This window comes from Roseibium sp. ROS1 (genome assembly GCF_054658215.1).
Window position 1 is genome coordinate 1763120 of record NZ_BAAGIG010000002.1, and the last position, 18797, is coordinate 1781916.

An 18797-nucleotide genomic window follows, 5' to 3' on the forward strand; every position below is an offset into this window, starting at 1 on the left:
CTGTCTCCTAACCGCGCAGGATGAGCTGTGAAACCTTGCCGTCCCGCTCGATATCGAGCTGCCAAACGCGCGGTGGCTTCTTGGTGATACCTTCCAGCATTTCGGTGGTTTCGACGGTTTGCCGGTTGATGCCCCGGATGATGTCGCCCGGGCGAAGCCCCACACGGTCCGCGGTGCTGCCGCGCTTCACTTCGGCAATCACGACACCGTCGAAAATCCCTTCCATTCCAAGTTCCTCGGAAACGGCAGGCGAAAGGTTCATGACCGTCGCGCCTTCGAAGGGCGAATAGTCGACAAGTTCACGCGTATCCCGTGGAATGGTTTCGGGAGCCGGCTGCAGCGACACGGTCACATGCTGTTCCGCACCGTCCCTCAGGACAACAAAATCGGTCTGTTCGCCAATCATCTTTGTTGCAAAACGATAGCCGAAGGAATTGGGATCGGTCACTTCCTTGCCGTCAACCGCAATCACCAGATCGCTGACCCGAAGCCCGGCCTCAAAGGCAGGTGAACCGTCAAAGACTGCCGTTACAAGCACACCGCGTGGCCGGTCGAGAGACAGCGCTTCAGCGATTTCGGCATTCACCAGCTGCACTGTGGCGCCAAGCCAGGGCCGCTGCACCTTGCCGCCATGATCGGCAGCTTTCGCAACGAAACGCGCCATATGCGCCGGAATGGCAAAGCCGATACCGTTGGAGCCGCCGGAGCGAGAATAGATGGCCGAGTTGATGCCAACCAGCTTGCCGGTCATATCGACAAGCGCACCGCCGGAGTTGCCCGGGTTGATTGCAGCGTCGGTCTGGATGAAGAACTGAAAGTCCGTCACGCCGACCTGCGTGCGAGCCGTGGCCGAGACGATGCCCTGGGTAACCGTCTGGCCGACACCGAACGGGTTACCGATGGCAAGCACGATGTCGCCGACTTCAAGGCTGTCGGAATCCGCAAAGTCGATGCTTTCGAAAGGTCCATCACCCCGGATCTTCAGCACCGCGAGGTCGGTACGTTCGTCCATGAGAACGATATCGGCATCGAATTCACGACGGTCGTTCAGGGCGACGCGAACGTCGTCCGCGTCCTTGATCACATGATGGTTGGTGATCACCGTACCATCACTCGAAATGATGACGCCGGATCCAAGGGACGATTCAACCCGCTGCCGTGGCCTGTCGTTCCCGCCGGGCTGGCCGAAGAACCGGCGAAAGAAGGGATCGTCCATGAAGGGCGACACTTGCCGACGCTGGACCACCTTACGGCTGGCATAGACGTTGACCACCGCCGGCGCGACCTTTTTCACGATTGGCGCGAAGGAGAGTTTGATCTGCGCATCGCTTTGCGGAACAAGCCGAAGATCGGCCGGAGACGGCTGCACAGTCTGCGAAAGCGCAGCAGACATACCGATCAGGCCGGCCAGGCCCGCTATGACAAGGGAACGCGTAAAGCTGGTCAGAACCAGGCGCATGGCGGGTGCCTCTTTTTCGAATCTTCTCATATCCATCGCGATACATGGCAGATAGGGAGGAAAAGAGGCAAATACAAAAGGGGCCGCCGGATTTCCGGCGGCCCCTTTTTCATCATGCAGGCTTACTTCAGGCCGAACGAACCTGCGCAAGGAAGCTGCGCACTTCGTGATCCAGTTCTTCAGCTTTCGATGCCATGTCCGCTGCTTCTTCGGAGAAGTTCTGTGCAGCCATGTTGGTATCGTTCGACAGAGAAGAAACGTTGCGGATGTCCTCGGTAACCTTGGAGGTTCCACCGGCGGCTCGTTGAGTGTTCTCTGCAATGCCCTGCGTCGCATAGCTCTGCTCGGTAACAGCTGCAGCAACTTCGCTCACCGACTTTGTAATCTCGTCGATAGTCTTCTGGATGTCGCCGATGGCATCAACCGCATCGTCGGTCGCCCCGCGGATGGCGTCGATCTGCTGCTGGATTTCGCCGGTTGCCTTGCCTGTCTGGGACGCAAGATCCTTGACTTCGGAGGCAACCACCGCAAAGCCCTTGCCGGCTTCACCGGCACGTGCGGCTTCAATGGTGGCGTTGAGGGCCAGAAGGTTGGTCTGGTCGGCGATATCGGAAATCAACGTGACAACTTCGCCGATCCGGTTGGCAGCTTCCGCAAGCGACCGCACTGTATCGTTGGTCGTTTCCGCACGTTTGGTTGCTTCGGCAGCAACGCTGGAAGAGCGTTCGATCAGCGTCGAGATTTCCTGGATCGAGCTGGAAAGCTGATCGGAAGCTGCTGCGATCGATTCCACTTCGGCCAGAGTTTCTTCCGACATGGTGGCCGCATTGGCAGATGTTTCGCCTGCCATGTCGGTCATGCTGCGCATCTTGTTCGCCGATTCGCGCAAGGTTGCAGCGGTATGAGCCACCTTGTCGACGACGGTGCCGACGGTCGCTTCGAAGTCGCCTGCAAGGCTTGCCAGCATTTCCTGGCGCTGCTCTGCCTGACGTCTTGCATCATCGGCTTCCTCGGCTGCACGACGCTCGTTTTCTTCGGCTGCGTTCTGGCGGATCTGAAGAACGGCCCGGCCGATGTCGCCGATTTCGTCCTTGCGGTTCGCAGCCTTGATCTCTGCACCAAGATCACCGGAGGCAATCGCATTGAGAGCCCCTACAAGCGTGGTGAGAGGACGGGTGATCGACTGGGAGAAGAACAGGGCAATGACGGCTGCAACGGCAATTGTTGCAAGCGACCAGAGGAACATCTGATCGCGCATGCGAATGACGGCAGACAGCGTTTCTTCAACACTCTTCTCCGCAACGATGGCCCAGTTCTGGCCCTGGAAGGCCAGCGGACGGGCAACGACAAGATCATCAACGCCATCAGCCCCCTGAACGATACCGGCTGAAGCGGTGCCGGCGGCAGCTTCAATCGCCGGTCCGCTGGAAACGCTGGTGCTGAGCGCGGTCGGTGCACCTGCAAGCGGCATGTCGCTGAGCGCGAGGCCGTCCTGGTTGATCACGTAAACCTGACCGGTTTCCCCGAGGTCTTCACGGTTCGCGACAACTTCACTCAGGAAATCGGAATCGATCCGCATGACCGCAACACCGCTGAGGCTGATCGTACCGAACGAATTCATGAACACGGGCGATGCCAGGAACAGCGAGCCCTTGCCTCCGGCAGGGGTATAGGGTGCAAAGACACTGGCAGCGATCTCCCCCTCACCCAGCTCCTTGGCAGCATTGTAGACCATCTCCAGGCCGGTCCCTTCGGCAACACTGCCTTCACCAAGCTTGGACAGGAATTCGTCACCCTTGGTGACCGAATAAAGAATGAGACCGGCGTTATCGAGCAGATAAAGATCTGCGAAGCCGCCGTTCTTCCAGACATTGTAGAAGGCCGGGTGCGCCTCGGTGTGGCGCCAGGCATACATTGTTTTCTGTTCCTTGCCTGTGACCGCTGCACGTTCTTCAGGGCTCTGCGGCGCCTGGAACAGACCAAGAATTTCGTCTTTTTCCTTGGCAAGGTTCATGGTCGCGTTGCCGAGGTTGCTCAACGGATCCGACACGCTGGACGCCAGGTTCACGATCTGGGATTCAGCTGCGTGCAGGCGCGATTGCAGGAGCGCGTTACGCGCTGTGATGACCATGCCAAGTTCGGCTTCTGCCGCTTGTTGCAATCCGTCGCGACCGGTCATGTAGCCGATGACACCCACCGCCGCACATGCGGCGACTGTAATCACGATCATCAGAGCCGGAATAACAAAAGAAAGTCGAAGAGAAGGCGACCTCTTCTTAGAAGCGGAATTCGTTTTGGCTATCACAGTAAATCTCCCCAGCCTCTCCCACTAGTCCAGGAGGCATGGCTAGAAGCTAGGCAGTTTTCCTTAAATCATTGATAATTGCGGTCTCATTATTCGAAACGAATACGTTTGGGCGGACAGTCACGAAGACAACAAAAAAAGGCGGGCAAATCTGCCCGCCTTTCCCGATTGCCATTGAGGCAATTATTACGCTGCGTTTTCAGCTGCTTCTTCAGCTTCAACGCGAGCACGGTCTTCAGCACCGCGTGCTTCCGGATCACGGTCGACCAGCTCGATGACAGCCATCGGAGCGTTGTCGCCATAGCGGAAGCCGGCTTTCAGCACGCGGGAATACCCGCCGCTGCGGTCCTTGTAACGCTCACCGAGCGTTTCGAACAGCTTGGCAACCATTGCCGCATCGCGAATCTGCGAAATGGCCTGGCGGCGTGCATGCAGGTCACCGCGCTTGCCCAGGGTGATGAGCTTGTCGATGATCGGCTTCATTTCTTTAGCCTTCGGCAGGGTCGTTACGATCTGTTCGTGCTTGATCAGCGACGCTGCCATGTTCGCGAACATAGCCTTACGGTGGCTAGAGGTCCGGTTGAGCTTGCGGCCGGATTTACCGTGGCGCATGGCCCTCTCCTTTTTCTTTCAGGCAGTCAGTTCTTCTGGTTGAACTCTTGCCCGGTTGATCCTCACAGGACGCGTACGCCCTTAGTACTGATGGTCTTCGTAGCGCTTGGCGAGATCATCGATGTTCTCAGGCGGCCAGTTGGCAACTTCCATGCCGAGATGGAGACCCATCTGGGCGAGAACTTCCTTGATTTCGTTCAGCGACTTGCGGCCGAAATTCGGGGTCCGCAGCATTTCCGCTTCGGTCTTCTGAATGAGATCGCCAATATACACGATATTGTCGTTCTTCAGGCAGTTTGCAGACCGTACAGACAGTTCCAGCTCGTCGACCTTCTTCAGAAGCGCAGGGTTGAAAGCCAGTTCCGGGACGCTGTCCTCGGCGACTTCACGCTGCGGCTCTTCGAAGTTGACGAAGATGGAGAGCTGATCCTGCAGAATGCGTGCAGCGAATGCCACGGCGTCTTCCGGCTTGACGGAACCATCGGTTTCGACAGTCAGGGTCAGCTTGTCATAGTCAAGAACCTGGCCTTCACGGGTGTTTTCCACCTTGTAGGAGACCTTCTTGACCGGAGAGTAGAGGCTGTCGACCGGGATAAGGCCAATCGGCGCATCTTCCGGACGGTTCCGATCGGAAGAATGGTAGCCCTTTCCGGTGTTGACGGTGAATTCCATGCGGATTTCAGCGCCTTCATCCAGCGTGCAGAGCACCAGTTCCGGATTGAGAACCTCAACGTCGCCAACAGTCTGAATATCGCCGGCGGTGACAACACCCGGGCCCTGTTTGCGCACGACCATGCGCTTGGGACCCTCGCCTTCCATGCGGATGGCGATTTCCTTGATATTCAGCACGATGTCGGTGACATCTTCCCGGACACCCGGGATCGACGAGAACTCATGCAGAACGCCATCGATCTGAACGGCAGTCACAGCGGCACCCTGCAGAGAAGACAGCAGGATACGGCGCAGCGCGTTGCCAAGGGTCAGACCGTAGCCACGCTCGAGCGGCTCGGCAACGACGGTTGCCAAGAAGCGCGGGTCTTCACCCGGCTTGATCTCGAGTTTGGTCGGCTTGATCAGTTCTTGCCAGTTTTTTTGAATGGTCACGTTTTCGTCCCTTCGGCTATCCCGCCCGGCGGATCAGCGCCAGGCCATTCTTTGCCATTTGGAGAAACAAGTACCTAAAGCTGGGAAGCCTTAGACGCGGCGACGCTTGCGCGGACGGCAGCCGTTGTGCGGAATCGGCGTCACGTCACGGATGGACGTGATCAGGAAACCAGCGGCCTGCAGGGCACGCAGAGCAGATTCACGACCGGAACCCGGACCGCGCACTTCCACTTCCAGGGTGCGCATGCCGTGCTCGGCAGCTTTTTTCGCAGCGTCTTCCGCAGCAACCTGGGCAGCATACGGAGTGGACTTACGGGAACCTTTGAAACCGAGCGCACCGGCGGACGACCAGGAGATCGCGTTGCCCTGTGCGTCGGTGATCGTGATCATGGTGTTGTTGAACGTGGAGTTCACATGCGCGACGCCAGAAGAGATGTTCTTGCGTTCGCGGCGACGCACGCGCGTCGTGTCTTTAGCCATTCTCTTATCCTTGTTTTGATCTCGTCACTGCCGTAATGCCGGCAGCTCCACCACCAATCGAGGCAGGGTAATTACTTCTTCTTACCAGCGATCGGTTTAGCCGGACCCTTGCGGGTACGTGCGTTCGTGTGCGTCCGCTGACCGCGAACCGGCAGGCCGCGACGGTGACGCAGGCCGCGGTAGCAGCCAAGGTCCATCAGACGCTTGATGTTCATCGCGGTCTCACGACGCAGGTCACCTTCAACGAGGTAATCGCGGTCGATGGTTTCGCGGATGGACAGAACTTCTGCGTCGGAAAGCTCGTTCACACGGCGGGCAGCATCGATGTTGTTCTTCTCGATGATTTCCTGCGCGAACTTCGCGCCGATGCCGTGAATGTACTGAAGCGCGATGACAACGCGCTTGTTCGTCGGGATGTTAACGCCAGCAATACGTGCCACGTTCGTCTCCATGATTACGCGGCGAGACCATGGTCTTGCCGCAGGTTGTAATGCCCGCGTCCGGTGGAGTCCGGCCCTTGCGGGTACGAAAATGCCGGGGTAACCCCGGCACAGAGAATGCCGGCCCCACTTACATGGAACCGGCTTAACTGTAAGGTAGAGCGGGTCGTTTAACGGCTCTAAACCTTTTCGTCAAGTCCTTGAAGAACGGAATCTATTGAAGCCGTTACTTCATCAATGGACTGCATGCCGTCAATCACGGAAAGAAGACCTGTCTTCTCGTAATACGGCACAACAACTGCGGTATCGCGGTTGTAGGCTTCAAGGCGTTGCTTGAAGACTTCCGGATCATCGTCCTTGCGCACGGGCTGACCAGCAGCCTGTGCATCAGCGGCGCGCTTGATGATCCGATCGACCAGCTTCGACTGGTCAACACGCAGTTCGATGACGGCGTTCAGCTTGAGGCTGTTTGCTTCCAGCATCTCGTCAAGCGCTTCGGCCTGGGCGAGCGTGCGGGGAAAACCATCAAGAATGAATCCGTTTTTGGCATCTTCTTCGGCAATCCGGTCGCGGATGATACCGACAACGATCTCATCCGACACGAGGCCACCTGCGTCCATGACTTCCTTGGCTTTAACGCCTACCGGGGTCTGGGCGGCCACTGCGGCCCGCAGCATGTCTCCGGTGGAGAGCTGCGGGATCGCGTATTTCGCAACGAGGTGCGCGGCCTGTGTCCCCTTCCCCGCTCCTGGCGGTCCAACCAGAATAAGCCTCATCGACGCCTCCCACTTAATTTCGCTTTTTTCACCAGACCCTCATATTGGTGCGCAAGCAAATGCCCTTGGATCTGTGACACGGTATCCATCGTCACGCTTACGACAATCAACAAAGAGGTGCCACCGAAATAGAACGGAACGCCTGTCGCCGAAATAAGGAATTCGGGTAATAGACAAACGACGGTGATGTAAATTGCACCGACCACCGTAATGCGCGTCAGAACGTAGTCGATATACTGCGCTGTACGCTCGCCGGGACGGATCCCGGGAATGAAACCACCGTGTTTCTTCAGGTTGTCCGCAGTGTCGCTCGGATTGAAAACGATCGCGGTATAGAAGAAACAGAAGAACACGATCATCGCTGCGTAGAACACCATGAACAACGGCTGGCCGTGACCAAGCGCCGCAGTGATATACGTCAGCCACTCATTGCCCGAACCCTGACTGAAGCCGCCGATGGTGGCAGGGACCAGCAAGAGGGAAGAAGCGAAGATCGGCGGAATCACACCAGCAGTGTTGAGCTTGAGCGGCAGGAACGAGGTGTTGCCCTCGAACATGCGGTTGCCCATCTGGCGCTTCGGATACTGAATCAGCAGTCTGCGCTGAGCCCGTTCCATGAACACGATCAGTGCGATCACCACGACAGCCAGTATCAGGATGCCGAGTATCAGGATCGTCGACATTGAACCCTGGCGACCGAGTTCAAGCACATTGACCAGCGCGACCGGCAGACCGGCGACAATGCCGGCAAAGATGATCAGCGAAATACCGTTACCGATACCGCGCGATGTGATCTGCTCACCGAGCCACATCAGGAACATGGTACCGCCGACAAGCGTCAGGACAGTTGACGCGCGGAAGAACCAGCCCGGATCGGCGACCACATTGGTCGCACCTTCCAGACCGACTGCGATACCGTAAGCCTGGAAAGCCGCCAGGATAACAGTACCGTAGCGCGTGTACTGGTTGATGACCTTGCGGCCCTGCTCGCCTTCCTTCTTCATCTGCTCGAGCGTCGGTACGACGGTCGTCATGAGCTGCATGATAATGGAGGCGGAAATATACGGCATAATGCCGAGAGCGAAGATCGCCATGCGCTCGACAGCACCGCCGGCAAACATGTTGAACATGCCGATGATGCCGGACTGGGCCTGATTGAAGGCCTGCGCAAAGGCGTCCGGATTGATGCCGGGCAAGGGAATGTAAGTGCCCAGTCGATAAACCAAAAGCGCCCCCAGTGTGAACCAGATGCGCTTTTTGAGTTCTTCAGCCTTGGCGAAAGCTGAGAAATTGAGATTTGACGCCAGTTGCTCGGCGGCCGATGCCATGCCCTACTCCGGAATGCTTGCCCAAGAAATGGGTGAAGCCCAGGCTGTTAAGCCTGAGCTCCCAGAACGGCAACCTTGCCGCCTACTTTTTCGATCGCTGCAACAGCGCCCTTGGAGGCACCGGCAACTTCAAAGGTCACTGCAGCGGTGAGTTCACCGTTGGCAACGATGCGCACACCGTCACGGACCCGCTTGACAACGCCTGCTGCCTTCAGCGCTTCGACGGTAACCGTCTCGGACGCATTCAGCTTGCCTGCATCAATCGCCTTCTGAACACGGCCAACGGACACAGTGTTGTAGTCCTTGGCAAAAATGTTCGTGAAGCCGCGCTTCGGCAGACGGCGGTGAAGCGGCATCTGACCGCCTTCAAAGCCTTTGATGGCAACGCCGGAACGGGACTTCTGACCTTTGACACCACGGCCACCAGTCTTGCCCTTGCCGGACCCGATGCCGCGAGCCACACGCATGCGGTCTTTTACGGCACCTTCGTTGTCACGAAGTTCATTGAGCTTCATGTTCGTTTCTCCTCACCCCGTTCTTACGCGTTGTCTTCGACGACGCGAACGAGATGCTGGACCTTATTGATCATGCCGCGCACTTCAGGAGTATCCTTCAGTGTGGAACGGCGGTGCATCTTGTTCAGGCCGAGACCGACGAGCGTCGCGCGCTGGTCCTTAGGACGGCGCAGCGGGCTGCCGATCTGTTCGACCGTGACAGTCTTTTCGGTGTTCGCCATGGAACATACCCTCTCTCAGCTGGGGACCGGAGCCGCTAAGGTCAAGCCTCAGCGGCAGCCGAAGCCGCCTCATCGTTGTTGTCACGACGGCGGGACTGCAGCACAGAGACCTTCAGGCCACGGCGGGCAGCGACGGAACGCGGGCTGTCTTCCTTGGTCAGCGCAGCAAAAGTTGCACGCACCATGTTGTAGGGGTTGGAAGTCCCCAGAGACTTGGCCACAACGTCCTGGACGCCGAGCGTTTCGAAAACGGCACGCATCGGACCGCCTGCGATGATACCGGTACCGGCCGGAGCTGCACGAAGCAGAACCTTGCCAGCGCCGTGACGGCCTTCCACATCGTGGTGGAGGGTCCGGCCTTCGCGAAGCGGTACACGGATCATCGTGCGCTTTGCTGCTTCAGTTGCCTTACGGATGGCTTCCGGCACTTCACGCGCCTTGCCATGACCGAAGCCGACGCGGCCCTTCTGGTCACCAACCACAACGAGTGCTGCGAAGCCGAAACGACGGCCACCCTTGACCACTTTCGCAACGCGGTTGATGTGAACGAGCTTGTCGACGAATTCGCTGTCTCGCTCGTCGCGATCGCGATTTTCTTGTCTCGCCATATTATACGTCTTCCGTTCTTAAGAGCGCCAACGGGCGCTGGTCAGAATTCAAGTCCACCTTCACGGGCTGCATCAGCAAGCGCTTTTACGCGCCCATGATACTGGTACCCGCCACGGTCGAACACGACCTGCTTTACGCCAGCGGCAGCAGCACGCTCGGCGACAAGCTTGCCAACGGCTGCGGCTGCAGCGACGTCGGCGCCCGTTTTCAGGCTGCTCTTGAGATCTGTTTCGATCGTTGAAGCAGAGACAATCGTATGTCCCTTCGCATCGTCGATGATCTGGGCGTAGATCTGCTTCGACGAGCGGAAGACAGAAAGGCGCGGACGACCGTTCGCGGCTTTCTGAATCGAACGGCGCACGCGATCGCGGCGGCGCTCGAAAGCTTGTTTGCTGTTCGCCATGATCTGGGTCCGTTACTTCTTCTTGCCTTCTTTGCGGACGATGAACTCGCCTGCATAACGAACGCCTTTGCCCTTGTAGGGCTCCGGCGGGCGGAATTCACGAATTTCAGCAGCAACCTGACCGACGCGCTGTTTGTCGGTACCGGTGATGTTGATTTCCGTGGGTTTCGGGCACACGATATCGATACCATCCGGGATCGGATAGACAACGTCATGAGAGAAACCGAGCGCCAGCTGAAGGTTCTTGCCCTGGACCTGAGCGCGATAACCGACACCGGTGATGGCGAGGTCTTTCTTGAAGCCCTCGGTTACGCCAGTGATCAGGTTCGCGACCATGGTGCGGCTCATGCCCCACATGGAGCGAGCCGGCTTGGAGCTGTTGCACGGATCGATTTTGATCCCATCATCCGTCATTTCGGCCAGAACAAGATCATTGAGCACGAAAGACTTTTCGCCTTTCGGGCCCTTGATCGTAACAGTCTGACCGTCGATCGATGCCGTTACCCCGCTTGGCACGGGGACTGGCTTTTTGCCAATACGAGACATATGACCAACCTTGTCGTTGTTTTAAAAGTGAGGATGCCGCATCAGAAGACGCGGCAAAGAACCTCACCACCTACGTTTTCGTCCCGCGCCTGATGGTCGCTCATGACACCACGCGGAGTCGAAATGATCGACACGCCCAGGCCATTAGAGACATGCGGGATGTTTTTCACCGACGAGTACACGCGGCGGCCCGGCTTGGACACACGTTCAATCGTGCGGATAACCGGTTCACCGTCGAAATACTTCAGTTCGATTTCCAACTCGGACTTACCGCCCTCGTATTCAACCGTGGTGTAGCCACGGATGTACCCCTCTTTTGCGAGCACATCAAGTACATGTGCGCGCAATTTGGAATTTGGTGAACTGACCTTGTTCTTGCGACGCATCTGCGCGTTGCGAATGCGGGTCAGCATATCCCCCAACGGATCAGAAATTGCCATCGGAGTTTCTCCTTACCAGCTCGACTTGACCAGGCCCGGGATCTTACCCAGGGAGCCCAGTTCACGAAGCGCAATACGCGACATCTTCAGCTTGCGGTAAAAACCGCGCGGACGGCCGGACACTTCGCAACGGTTGCGAACACGGTTCGGCGCGGAATTCCGCGGCAATTTTGCCAGCTTCAGGCGTGCGTTGTACCGCTCTTCCAGGGACAGGCTTTCATCTTTAGCCAGTGCCTTCAGGGCAGCGCGCTTCTCAGCGTATTTCTTTACAAGCTTCTCGCGGCGCTTGTTCTTCTCGATTGCGCTTTTCTTCGCCATCGTCGATCCCTTCCTTGCCCGTTACTTCGTGAACGGGAAGTTGAACGCGCGCAGAAGCTCGCGTGCTTCATCGTCATTCGGCGCCGTGGTGCAGATGATCACGTCCATGCCCCAGATCTGGTCGACCTTGTCGTACTCGATTTCCGGGAACACGATGTGTTCTTTGATGCCCATGGCGTAGTTGCCGCGACCGTCGAAGCTCTTCGGGTTCAGACCACGGAAGTCACGTACACGCGGAAGCGCGATGGTGATCAGACGGTCCAGAAATTCGAACATCTGCTGGCGGCGCAGGGTAACCTTTGCACCAAGCGGCATGCCTTCGCGAACCTTGAAGGTTGCGATCGACTTTTTCGCTTTGGTGATCACCGGCTTCTGACCGGCAATCAGTGCCAGGTCGTCAGCTGCGATACGCGCCTTCTTGGAATCGCTGACCGCTTCGCCGACACCGACGTTGAGGACAATCTTTTCCAGCTGCGGAACCTGCATGACGTTCTTGTACTGGAACTTCTCCAGAAGCTGTTTGCGCACAACTTCGTCATAATGCGTCTTGAGACGCGGCACGTTAGTGGTCTCAGCCATCGATCAGGTCTCCCGAACGCTTGGCCACACGGACCTTGGTGCCATCGTCCTGCACTTTGAAGCCGACGCGGGTCGCCTTGCCGTCCTTCGGATCGGCCAGTGCAACGTTGGAAAGGTGAATCGGGGCTTCCTTGGCCACGATGCCTGCTTCCTGCGTCTGGGTCTGCTTCTGGTGGCGGCGAACCATGTTGATGCCGCGGACCAGGGCCTTGTTGTCAGCCGGCAGCATCTGGATGACTTCGCCGGACTTACCCTTGTCACGGCCGGTCAGCACAACCACCGTGTCGCCTTTTTTAATTTTCGCAGCCATCAGAGCACCTCCGGCGCGAGCGAAATGATTTTCATATGGTTCTTTGCACGGAGTTCACGCGGTACCGGTCCGAAGATACGGGTGCCGATCGGCTCCTTGTTGTTGTTGACCAGCACGGCCGCATTGCGGTCGAACCGGATCACGCTGCCATCGGGACGGCGGATATCCTTTGCCGTGCGCACGACGACAGCCTTCATCACGTCGCCCTTCTTAACGCGGCCCCGCGGAATTGCCTCTTTCACGGAGACGACGATGATGTCGCCTACCTGGGCATATTTACGCTTGGAGCCGCCGAGCACTTTGATGCACATGACACGACGAGCGCCGGAATTATCCGCGACGTCGAGGTTTGTTTGCATCTGAATCATGACTGGCTGCCTTGTTCTTCTGATGGCGCTCGGGTCACGGGCGCCTGATGCTCACTGAATGGAGCGCGGTCACTGAGCGACCACGGTCCAACGTTTGTTTTTAGAGATCGGCGCGCATTCTTCGATCTGAACAATGTCGCCAACCTTGTACTGGTTGGTTTCGTCGTGTGCGCGGTACTTCTTGGTCCGGCGCACAGTCTTCTTCAGCAGCGGGTGCGTGAAGCGACGCTCCACATTCACCGTCACCGTCTTGTCATTGGCGTCGCTGACAACGGTGCCCTGCAGGATACGCTTCGGCATGGCCGTCTCCTTACGCGTTCGCCGACACGCGCTTTTCGCGCATGATCGTCTGGATACGCGCGATATCACGGCGGATCTGCCGGACACGCGCAGTGTTTTCAAGCTGACCCGTAGCCCGCTGGAAGCGCAGGTTGAACTGCTCTTTCTTCAGGCCTTCAAGCTCACTGCGGAGCTCGTCGAGGGTCTTAGCCCGTACATCGGTAGCCTTCATGGCTCTAACTCCTCGCCTGCCCTACTCGCCGATACGCTGAACGAAGCGGCACTTGATCGGCAGTTTGGCTGCAGCAAGACGCATGGCTTCACGCGCAATGTCTTCCGGCACACCGTCGATTTCGAACATGATCCGGCCTGGCTTGACACGGCAAGCCCAGTAATCCGGAGAACCCTTACCTTTACCCATGCGGACTTCAGCAGGTTTCGAGGAAACCGGGACGTCCGGGAAGATGCGGATCCAAACACGACCCGCACGCTTCATGTGGCGGGTCATAGCACGGCGGGCCGCTTCGATCTGACGTGCCGTAACACGCTCCGGCTCAATCGCCTTCAGACCGAATGCGCCGAAGTTGAGGTCAGTGCCTCCCTTCGACAAGCCGTGGATGCGGCCCTTGTGCTGCTTGCGGAACTTTGTGCGCTTCGGTTGCAGCATCGTTCTTCTCTCGTCTTTCTTAAGTTACGAGCGGCAGGCAGCTTGAATTAAGCTGCGCGCTCGCGGCCCCGATCCCGGCGTCCGCCGCGATCACCCTGGTTGCCTTCGGAAGCAGCGGTCGCACGGCGCTCAGACGCCATCGGATCGTGTTCCAGAATTTCACCCTTGAAGATCCAGACCTTCACACCGCACACGCCGTAAGCCGTGTGAGCGCTTGCAACACCGTAGTCGATGTCTGCACGCAGCGTGTGAAGCGGGACGCGGCCTTCGCGGTACCATTCGATACGCGCAATTTCCGCACCGCCGAGACGGCCACCGCAGTTGATACGGATGCCCTGTGCACCGAGACGCATGGCGGACTGAACGGCCCGCTTCATGGCGCGACGGAAAGCAACGCGGCGTTCCAGCTGCTGGGCAATCGACTGGGCGACCAGGGTCGCGTCGATTTCCGGCTTGCGCACTTCAACGATGTTGAGATGCACTTCGGAATTGGTAATGTCGGCGATCTTCTTGCGAAGACGCTCGATATCGGCACCCTTTTTACCGATGACCACACCCGGACGACCGGAGTGAATGGACACACGGCACTTTTTGTGCGGGCGTTCGATAACAACCTTGGACACGGCAGCCTGCTTCAGTTCCTTCAGCAGGAGCTCACGGATGCGGAAATCTTCGTGCAGAAGATCGCCGTATTCGTTCTTGTTCGCGTACCAGCGGCTGTCCCAGGTGCGGTTGATCCCGAGGCGCATGCCGATCGGGTTTGTCTTATGTCCCATCAGGCAGTCTCCTCAACTTCGCGCACGACGATGGTCAGGTTCGAGAACGGCTTCTCGATCCGGCCAACACGACCGCGTGCACGGGCCTGGAACCGCTTGATCACAAATGCCTTGCCGACATGTGCTTCAGCAACCACCAGGTTGTCGATGTCCAGGTCATGGTTGTTTTCCGCGTTGGCAATGGCCGACATCAAGGTTTTCTTGACGTCCTGCGCAATGCGCTTGCGGGAGAATGTCAGGTCCGCGATCGCGGAACCGACTTTTTTGCCACGGATCGAAGCCGCAACGAGGTTCAGCTTGCGCGGGGAAACGCGCAGCATGCGGGTCATTGCCCGGGCCTCATTGTCAGCGAGCGTCCGCTCACGCTTCGGCTTGCCCATCGTTACTTCCTCTTCGCCTTCTTGTCGGCGCCGTGTCCATAATAGGTCCGGCTCGGCGAGAACTCACCGAACTTGTGACCGATCATTTCCTCAGACACCAGCACCGGAACGTGCTTTTGACCGTTGTAGACGCCGAAGGTCAAACCGACGAACTGCGGCAGGATGGTAGAGCGGCGGCTCCAGGTCTTGATGACCTCGTTCCGGCCGGACTCACGGACCTTGTCCGCTTTCTTCAGCAGATACCCGTCGACAAACGGACCTTTCCAGATCGAACGTGCCACGATCCTTGCCCTTTACTTCTTCGCGTGACGGCTGCGGACGATAAACTTATCAGTCTGCTTATTGCGCCGCGTACGCTTACCTTTGGTCGGTTTACCCCAAGGAGTAACCGGATGACGACCGCCGGAGGTCCTGCCTTCACCACCACCGTGCGGGTGGTCGATCGGGTTCATGGCAACACCGCGAGTATGCGGACGAATGCCAAGCCAGCGGGAACGGCCTGCTTTACCCAGGTTAACGTTGGCGTGGTCCGGGTTGGACACGGCGCCAATGGAAGCCATGCAGGTTCCGAGCACACGGCGCTGCTCGCCAGACATCAGGCGCAGCGTGGTGTAGCCCTGGTCGCGGCCGACGATCTGAACGAACGCACCTGCCGAACGAGCGATCTGGGCGCCTTTGCCCGGCTTCAGCTCGACATTGTGCACGATCGTACCAACCGGAATGCGAGCCAGCGGCGCGGCATTGCCCGGTTTCACGTCGACGGATTCACCGGCGATGACGGTATCACCAGCAGCCAGGCGCTGCGGCGCCAGGATGTAGCTCAGTTCACCGTCTTCGTAACGGATGAGTGCAATGAATGCGGTCCGGTTCGGATCGTATTCAAGGCGCTCGACCGTTGCCGGAACGTCCCATTTACGGCGCTTGAAGTCGACAAGACGGTAAGACCGCTTGTGACCGCCACCGCGGTTCGGAGACGTCAGGCGGCCGGCGTTGTTGCGGCCACCGGACTTGGACAGGCCTTCGGTCAGGGTCTTGACCGGCTTGCCTTTCCACAGACCAGAGCGATCAACTTGAACCAGCTGACGGCGGCCTGGGGACGTCGGGTTGAATGTCTTAAGTGCCATTTTTCTTAAGTCCCCGTCTTAGAGCCCGGTGGTCACGTCGATTGCGTGACCTTCCTGCAGCGTAACGACGGCCTTCTTGTAGTCGGACTGACGGCCGATGCGACCGCGGAAGCGCTTGACCTTGCCCTTGCGGACCAGGGTGTTCACTGCCGTGACCTTTACACCGAACAGCGCTTCGACTGCGGCCTTGATTTCCGGCTTCGTTGCATCGTTAGCAACTTTGAAGACAACCTTGTTCTCTTCGGAAGCCATCGTCGACTTTTCGGTGATTACCGGGCCGACGATTTTGTCGTAGTGAGGAAGTTTGCTCATTTAAAGCGCTCCTCAAGTGCGGACACCGCAGCCTTCGTCAACACCAGGGTGTTGGCACGCAGGATGTCGTAAACGTTGATGCCCTGTACCGGCAGCACATCCAGATGCGGAATGTTGCGGGATGCCAGAGCGAAGTTTGCATCGACCTCGGCGCCGTCAATGATCAGAGCGCTGGTCAGGCCGAGCTTGGTCAGCTGTGCCTTGAGCGCCTTGGTCTTTGCTTCGGCTGCCTTTGCGTCTTCGACAATAACGATGCTGTCTGTCTTGGCTTTCGCCGACAGGGCATGCTTCAGGCCGAGGGCGCGAACCTTCTTCGGCAGGTCATGGCTGTGATCGCGAACGATCGGGCCGAATGCCTTACCACCACCGCGGAACTGCGGGGCCTTCTTGTTGCCGTGACGTGCACCGCCGGAACCTTTCTGACGGACGAATTTCTTCGTCGTGCCGGAAACTTCCGAACGGCCCAGTGCCTTGTGGGTACCTGCCTGGCGCTTGGCCAACTGCCAACGCACCACACGGTGGATCAAATCGGTGCGCGGCTCGAGACCGAAGATCTCGTCAGACACCGTGATCGAACCGGCCGCCCCACCTTCGAGGGTCTTGACCTGGAGTTCCATCACTCACTCTCCTTCCCGGCGGCCGCAGTCGCTTCGGTTGCTTTGAAAGCACCCGGAACCGGAACGTTTTCCGGCAGCGCCTTTTTGATCGCGTCGCGGACCAGGATCCAGCCGCCCTTGGCGCCCGGAACAGAGCCCTCGACCATGATCAGGCCACGCTCAACATCAGTGCGCACAACCTTCAGGTTCTGCGTGGTCACGCGGGCATCACCCATGTGACCGGCCATTTTCTTGCCCTTGAACACGCGGCCCGGGTCCTGACACTGACCGGTAGAACCGTGCGAACGGTGCGAGATCGAGTTACCGTGCGATGCACGGCCACCACCGAAGTTGTGACGCTTCATGGCACCGGCAAAACCCTTACCGATAGAAGTGCCGGTCACGTCGACAAACTGGCCTTCGACGTAGTGGTCAGCGGTCAGTTCCGCGCCAACGTCGATCAGGTTTTCCGCGGAAACGCGGAATTCGGCCACGGTCCGCTTCGGCTCAACCTTTGCAACAGCAAAGTGGCCACGCAGTGCCTTCGGCGTATTCTTTACTTTACGGGTACCTGCACCGAGCTGCAGCGCAGTGTAACCATTTTTTTCGTCAGTGCGGTGGGCAACCACCTGGCAATTTTCCAGCCGCAGAACGGTGACCGGAACATGCTCGCCTGCATCGTTATAGATGCGGGTCATGCCCACTTTCTGAGCGATCACTCCAGAACGCATGGATGTGTCCCCTTCGACCCGGCTTAGAGCTTGATCTCGACGTCGACACCAGCGGCGAGGTCGAGCTTCATGAGCGCGTCCACCGTCTGGGGCGTCGGATCAACGATATCGAGAAGGCGCTTATGCGTACGCATCTCGAACTGATCGCGGCTTTTCTTATCGATATGCGGCCCGCGAAGCACCGTGTACTTCTCGATCCGCGTCGGCAGCGGCACGGGACCCCGTACCTGAGCACCGGTCCGCTTGGCCGTATTGACGATCTCCTTGGTGGAGGCGTCGAGAATACGGTGGTCAAACGCCTTCAGGCGGATCCGGATATTCTGACCGTTCATTGTTGTTGTTCCCAATAAGACTGCGGGCCTGCCCGCGTTTCACTTGAAAGTCACCGGCAGGCCCGGCTGTCGATTATTCGATGATGGATGCGACGACGCCAGCGCCGACGGTACGGCCACCTTCGCGGATAGCGAAGCGCAGGCCTTCTTCCATGGCGATCGGCACGATCAGCTCAACCTCGACGGAGACGTTGTCGCCCGGCATCACCATTTCCGTGCCTTCCGGCAGGGACACCACACCGGTCACGTCCGTCGTACGGAAGTAGAACTGCGGGCGGTAGTTGGTGAAGAACGGGGTGTGACGACCACCTTCTTCCTTGGTGAGGATGTAAGCCTCGGCCTTGAACTTCGTGTGCGGGGTAACAGTACCCGGCTTGCAAAGAACCTGGCCACGCTCAACGTCTTCACGTGCGATACCGCGGATCAGCGCGCCGATGTTGTCGCCTGCTTCGCCGCTGTCCAGCAGCTTGCGGAACATTTCAACGCCGGTGACCGTGGTCTTCTGCGTGTCCTTGATGCCGACGATTTCGACTTCTTCGCCAACCTTCACGATGCCGCGCTCAACACGACCGGTCACAACCGTACCACGGCCGGAGATCGAGAAGACGTCTTCGATCGGCATCAGGAACGGAAGGTCCTTCGGACGCTCCGGGGTCGGGATGTACGCGTCGACCTGAGCCATCAGCTCACGGATCGCATCGCGGCCGATGGCCGGATCGCGGTTTTCAACGGCTGCCAGTGCAGAACCCTTGACGATCGGAATGTCGTCGCCCGGGAATTCGTAGGA

Annotated in this window: 30 protein-coding genes; all 30 read right to left on the minus strand. The window is 58.3% G+C overall.

The genetic code is table 11. The features are described from left to right. Positions 1-7 precede the first annotated feature (7 nt). Complete coding sequence (locus ACYQ6M_RS16065; protein WP_152506390.1) at positions 8-1459, minus strand: DegQ family serine endoprotease; 1452 nt, start codon at positions 1457-1459, stop codon at positions 8-10. A 127-nt stretch (positions 1460-1586) separates the two neighbouring features. Then, the gene (locus ACYQ6M_RS16070; RefSeq protein ID WP_022998252.1) at positions 1587-3689 is read right to left on the minus strand and encodes a methyl-accepting chemotaxis protein; all 2103 of its coding nucleotides are present in this window, start codon (positions 3687-3689) and stop codon (positions 1587-1589) included. Between the two features lie 261 nt (positions 3690-3950). Next, a complete protein-coding gene (gene rplQ / locus ACYQ6M_RS16075) occupies positions 3951-4376 on the minus strand; it encodes a 50S ribosomal protein L17 (protein ID WP_055654713.1) in 426 nt (141 codons plus the stop codon). Positions 4377-4457: 81 nt separating this feature from the next. Further along, the gene (locus ACYQ6M_RS16080; protein WP_006936426.1) at positions 4458-5480 is read right to left on the minus strand and encodes a DNA-directed RNA polymerase subunit alpha; all 1023 of its coding nucleotides are present in this window, start codon (positions 5478-5480) and stop codon (positions 4458-4460) included. A gap of 90 nt (positions 5481-5570) precedes the next feature. Next, positions 5571-5960 (minus strand): 30S ribosomal protein S11, encoded by a 390-nt coding sequence (rpsK, locus tag ACYQ6M_RS16085; protein WP_006936427.1) that lies wholly within the window; start codon positions 5958-5960, stop codon positions 5571-5573. Between the two features lie 71 nt (positions 5961-6031). Further along, a complete protein-coding gene (gene rpsM, locus ACYQ6M_RS16090; protein ID WP_031268319.1) occupies positions 6032-6400 on the minus strand; it encodes a 30S ribosomal protein S13 in 369 nt (122 codons plus the stop codon). Between the two features lie 179 nt (positions 6401-6579). Further along, positions 6580-7176: an adenylate kinase gene (locus tag ACYQ6M_RS16095; protein WP_075284704.1), complete on the minus strand. Its 597-nt coding sequence runs from the start codon at positions 7174-7176 to the stop codon at positions 6580-6582. After that, positions 7173-8504 (minus strand): preprotein translocase subunit SecY, encoded by a 1332-nt coding sequence (secY, locus tag ACYQ6M_RS16100; RefSeq protein ID WP_022998250.1) that lies wholly within the window; start codon positions 8502-8504, stop codon positions 7173-7175. Before secY ends, ACYQ6M_RS16095 begins: the two co-directional genes overlap by 4 nt. A 47-nt stretch (positions 8505-8551) precedes the next feature. Further along, the gene (rplO, locus tag ACYQ6M_RS16105) at positions 8552-9019 is read right to left on the minus strand and encodes a 50S ribosomal protein L15 (protein ID WP_229004084.1); all 468 of its coding nucleotides are present in this window, start codon (positions 9017-9019) and stop codon (positions 8552-8554) included. A 23-nt stretch (positions 9020-9042) separates the two neighbouring features. After that, entirely contained in the window at positions 9043-9240 is a 198-nt protein-coding gene (gene rpmD / locus ACYQ6M_RS16110) for a 50S ribosomal protein L30 (protein WP_006936433.1), read from the minus strand. A 41-nt stretch (positions 9241-9281) separates the two neighbouring features. Continuing rightward, positions 9282-9848, minus strand: coding sequence for a 30S ribosomal protein S5 (gene rpsE / locus ACYQ6M_RS16115; RefSeq protein ID WP_006936434.1), 567 nt, complete (start codon positions 9846-9848; stop codon positions 9282-9284). 41 nt (positions 9849-9889) lie between these two features. Beyond that, a complete protein-coding gene (gene rplR, locus ACYQ6M_RS16120) occupies positions 9890-10252 on the minus strand; it encodes a 50S ribosomal protein L18 (RefSeq protein WP_022998248.1) in 363 nt (120 codons plus the stop codon). Positions 10253-10264: 12 nt separating this feature from the next. Continuing rightward, positions 10265-10798: a 50S ribosomal protein L6 gene (rplF, locus tag ACYQ6M_RS16125; protein WP_022998247.1), complete on the minus strand. Its 534-nt coding sequence runs from the start codon at positions 10796-10798 to the stop codon at positions 10265-10267. 41 nt (positions 10799-10839) lie between these two features. Continuing rightward, positions 10840-11238: a 30S ribosomal protein S8 gene (gene rpsH, locus ACYQ6M_RS16130; protein WP_006936438.1), complete on the minus strand. Its 399-nt coding sequence runs from the start codon at positions 11236-11238 to the stop codon at positions 10840-10842. A 12-nt stretch (positions 11239-11250) separates the two neighbouring features. Then, positions 11251-11556 carry a 30S ribosomal protein S14 gene (gene rpsN / locus ACYQ6M_RS16135; RefSeq protein ID WP_006936439.1) on the minus strand — a complete coding sequence of 102 codons (306 nt, stop codon included), beginning with the start codon at positions 11554-11556 and terminating at the stop codon, positions 11251-11253. A 21-nt stretch (positions 11557-11577) separates the two neighbouring features. After that, positions 11578-12135 carry a 50S ribosomal protein L5 gene (rplE, locus tag ACYQ6M_RS16140; protein WP_022998246.1) on the minus strand — a complete coding sequence of 186 codons (558 nt, stop codon included), beginning with the start codon at positions 12133-12135 and terminating at the stop codon, positions 11578-11580. Then, entirely contained in the window at positions 12128-12445 is a 318-nt protein-coding gene (gene rplX / locus ACYQ6M_RS16145) for a 50S ribosomal protein L24 (RefSeq protein WP_006936441.1), read from the minus strand. The genes rplE and rplX overlap by 8 nt, the downstream gene beginning before the upstream one ends. Further along, on the minus strand, positions 12445-12813 hold the full coding sequence (gene rplN, locus ACYQ6M_RS16150) for a 50S ribosomal protein L14 (protein ID WP_006936443.1): 369 nt from the start codon (positions 12811-12813) through the stop codon (positions 12445-12447). Before rplN ends, rplX begins: the two co-directional genes overlap by 1 nt. Before the next feature lie 69 nt (positions 12814-12882). Beyond that, positions 12883-13113 carry a 30S ribosomal protein S17 gene (rpsQ, locus tag ACYQ6M_RS16155; protein ID WP_022998245.1) on the minus strand — a complete coding sequence of 77 codons (231 nt, stop codon included), beginning with the start codon at positions 13111-13113 and terminating at the stop codon, positions 12883-12885. 10 nt (positions 13114-13123) lie between these two features. Then, positions 13124-13324 carry a 50S ribosomal protein L29 gene (rpmC, locus tag ACYQ6M_RS16160; RefSeq protein WP_006936445.1) on the minus strand — a complete coding sequence of 67 codons (201 nt, stop codon included), beginning with the start codon at positions 13322-13324 and terminating at the stop codon, positions 13124-13126. A gap of 21 nt (positions 13325-13345) precedes the next feature. After that, complete coding sequence (rplP, locus tag ACYQ6M_RS16165; RefSeq protein ID WP_022998244.1) at positions 13346-13759, minus strand: 50S ribosomal protein L16; 414 nt, start codon at positions 13757-13759, stop codon at positions 13346-13348. Between the two features lie 47 nt (positions 13760-13806). Further along, positions 13807-14535: a 30S ribosomal protein S3 gene (rpsC, locus tag ACYQ6M_RS16170; protein ID WP_006936448.1), complete on the minus strand. Its 729-nt coding sequence runs from the start codon at positions 14533-14535 to the stop codon at positions 13807-13809. Further along, the gene (gene rplV, locus ACYQ6M_RS16175) at positions 14535-14915 is read right to left on the minus strand and encodes a 50S ribosomal protein L22 (RefSeq protein WP_006936449.1); all 381 of its coding nucleotides are present in this window, start codon (positions 14913-14915) and stop codon (positions 14535-14537) included. The genes rpsC and rplV overlap by 1 nt, the downstream gene beginning before the upstream one ends. A gap of 2 nt (positions 14916-14917) precedes the next feature. Further along, positions 14918-15196 carry a 30S ribosomal protein S19 gene (gene rpsS, locus ACYQ6M_RS16180; protein ID WP_022998243.1) on the minus strand — a complete coding sequence of 93 codons (279 nt, stop codon included), beginning with the start codon at positions 15194-15196 and terminating at the stop codon, positions 14918-14920. 12 nt (positions 15197-15208) lie between these two features. Next, entirely contained in the window at positions 15209-16039 is an 831-nt protein-coding gene (gene rplB / locus ACYQ6M_RS16185) for a 50S ribosomal protein L2 (RefSeq protein WP_055654715.1), read from the minus strand. Between the two features lie 18 nt (positions 16040-16057). Further along, complete coding sequence (locus ACYQ6M_RS16190; RefSeq protein WP_006936452.1) at positions 16058-16351, minus strand: 50S ribosomal protein L23; 294 nt, start codon at positions 16349-16351, stop codon at positions 16058-16060. Beyond that, positions 16348-16968, minus strand: a complete 621-nt coding sequence (gene rplD / locus ACYQ6M_RS16195; protein ID WP_055654717.1) for a 50S ribosomal protein L4 — start codon at positions 16966-16968, stop codon at positions 16348-16350. The genes ACYQ6M_RS16190 and rplD overlap by 4 nt, the downstream gene beginning before the upstream one ends. Beyond that, positions 16968-17678 (minus strand): 50S ribosomal protein L3, encoded by a 711-nt coding sequence (gene rplC / locus ACYQ6M_RS16200; protein ID WP_031268311.1) that lies wholly within the window; start codon positions 17676-17678, stop codon positions 16968-16970. Before rplC ends, rplD begins: the two co-directional genes overlap by 1 nt. A 23-nt stretch (positions 17679-17701) precedes the next feature. After that, complete coding sequence (gene rpsJ, locus ACYQ6M_RS16205; protein ID WP_006936455.1) at positions 17702-18010, minus strand: 30S ribosomal protein S10; 309 nt, start codon at positions 18008-18010, stop codon at positions 17702-17704. Positions 18011-18083: 73 nt separating this feature from the next. Then, on the minus strand, positions 18084-18797 hold a 714-nt coding region (locus ACYQ6M_RS16210), incomplete at its 5' end, for an EF-Tu C-terminal domain-related protein (RefSeq protein ID WP_460074615.1).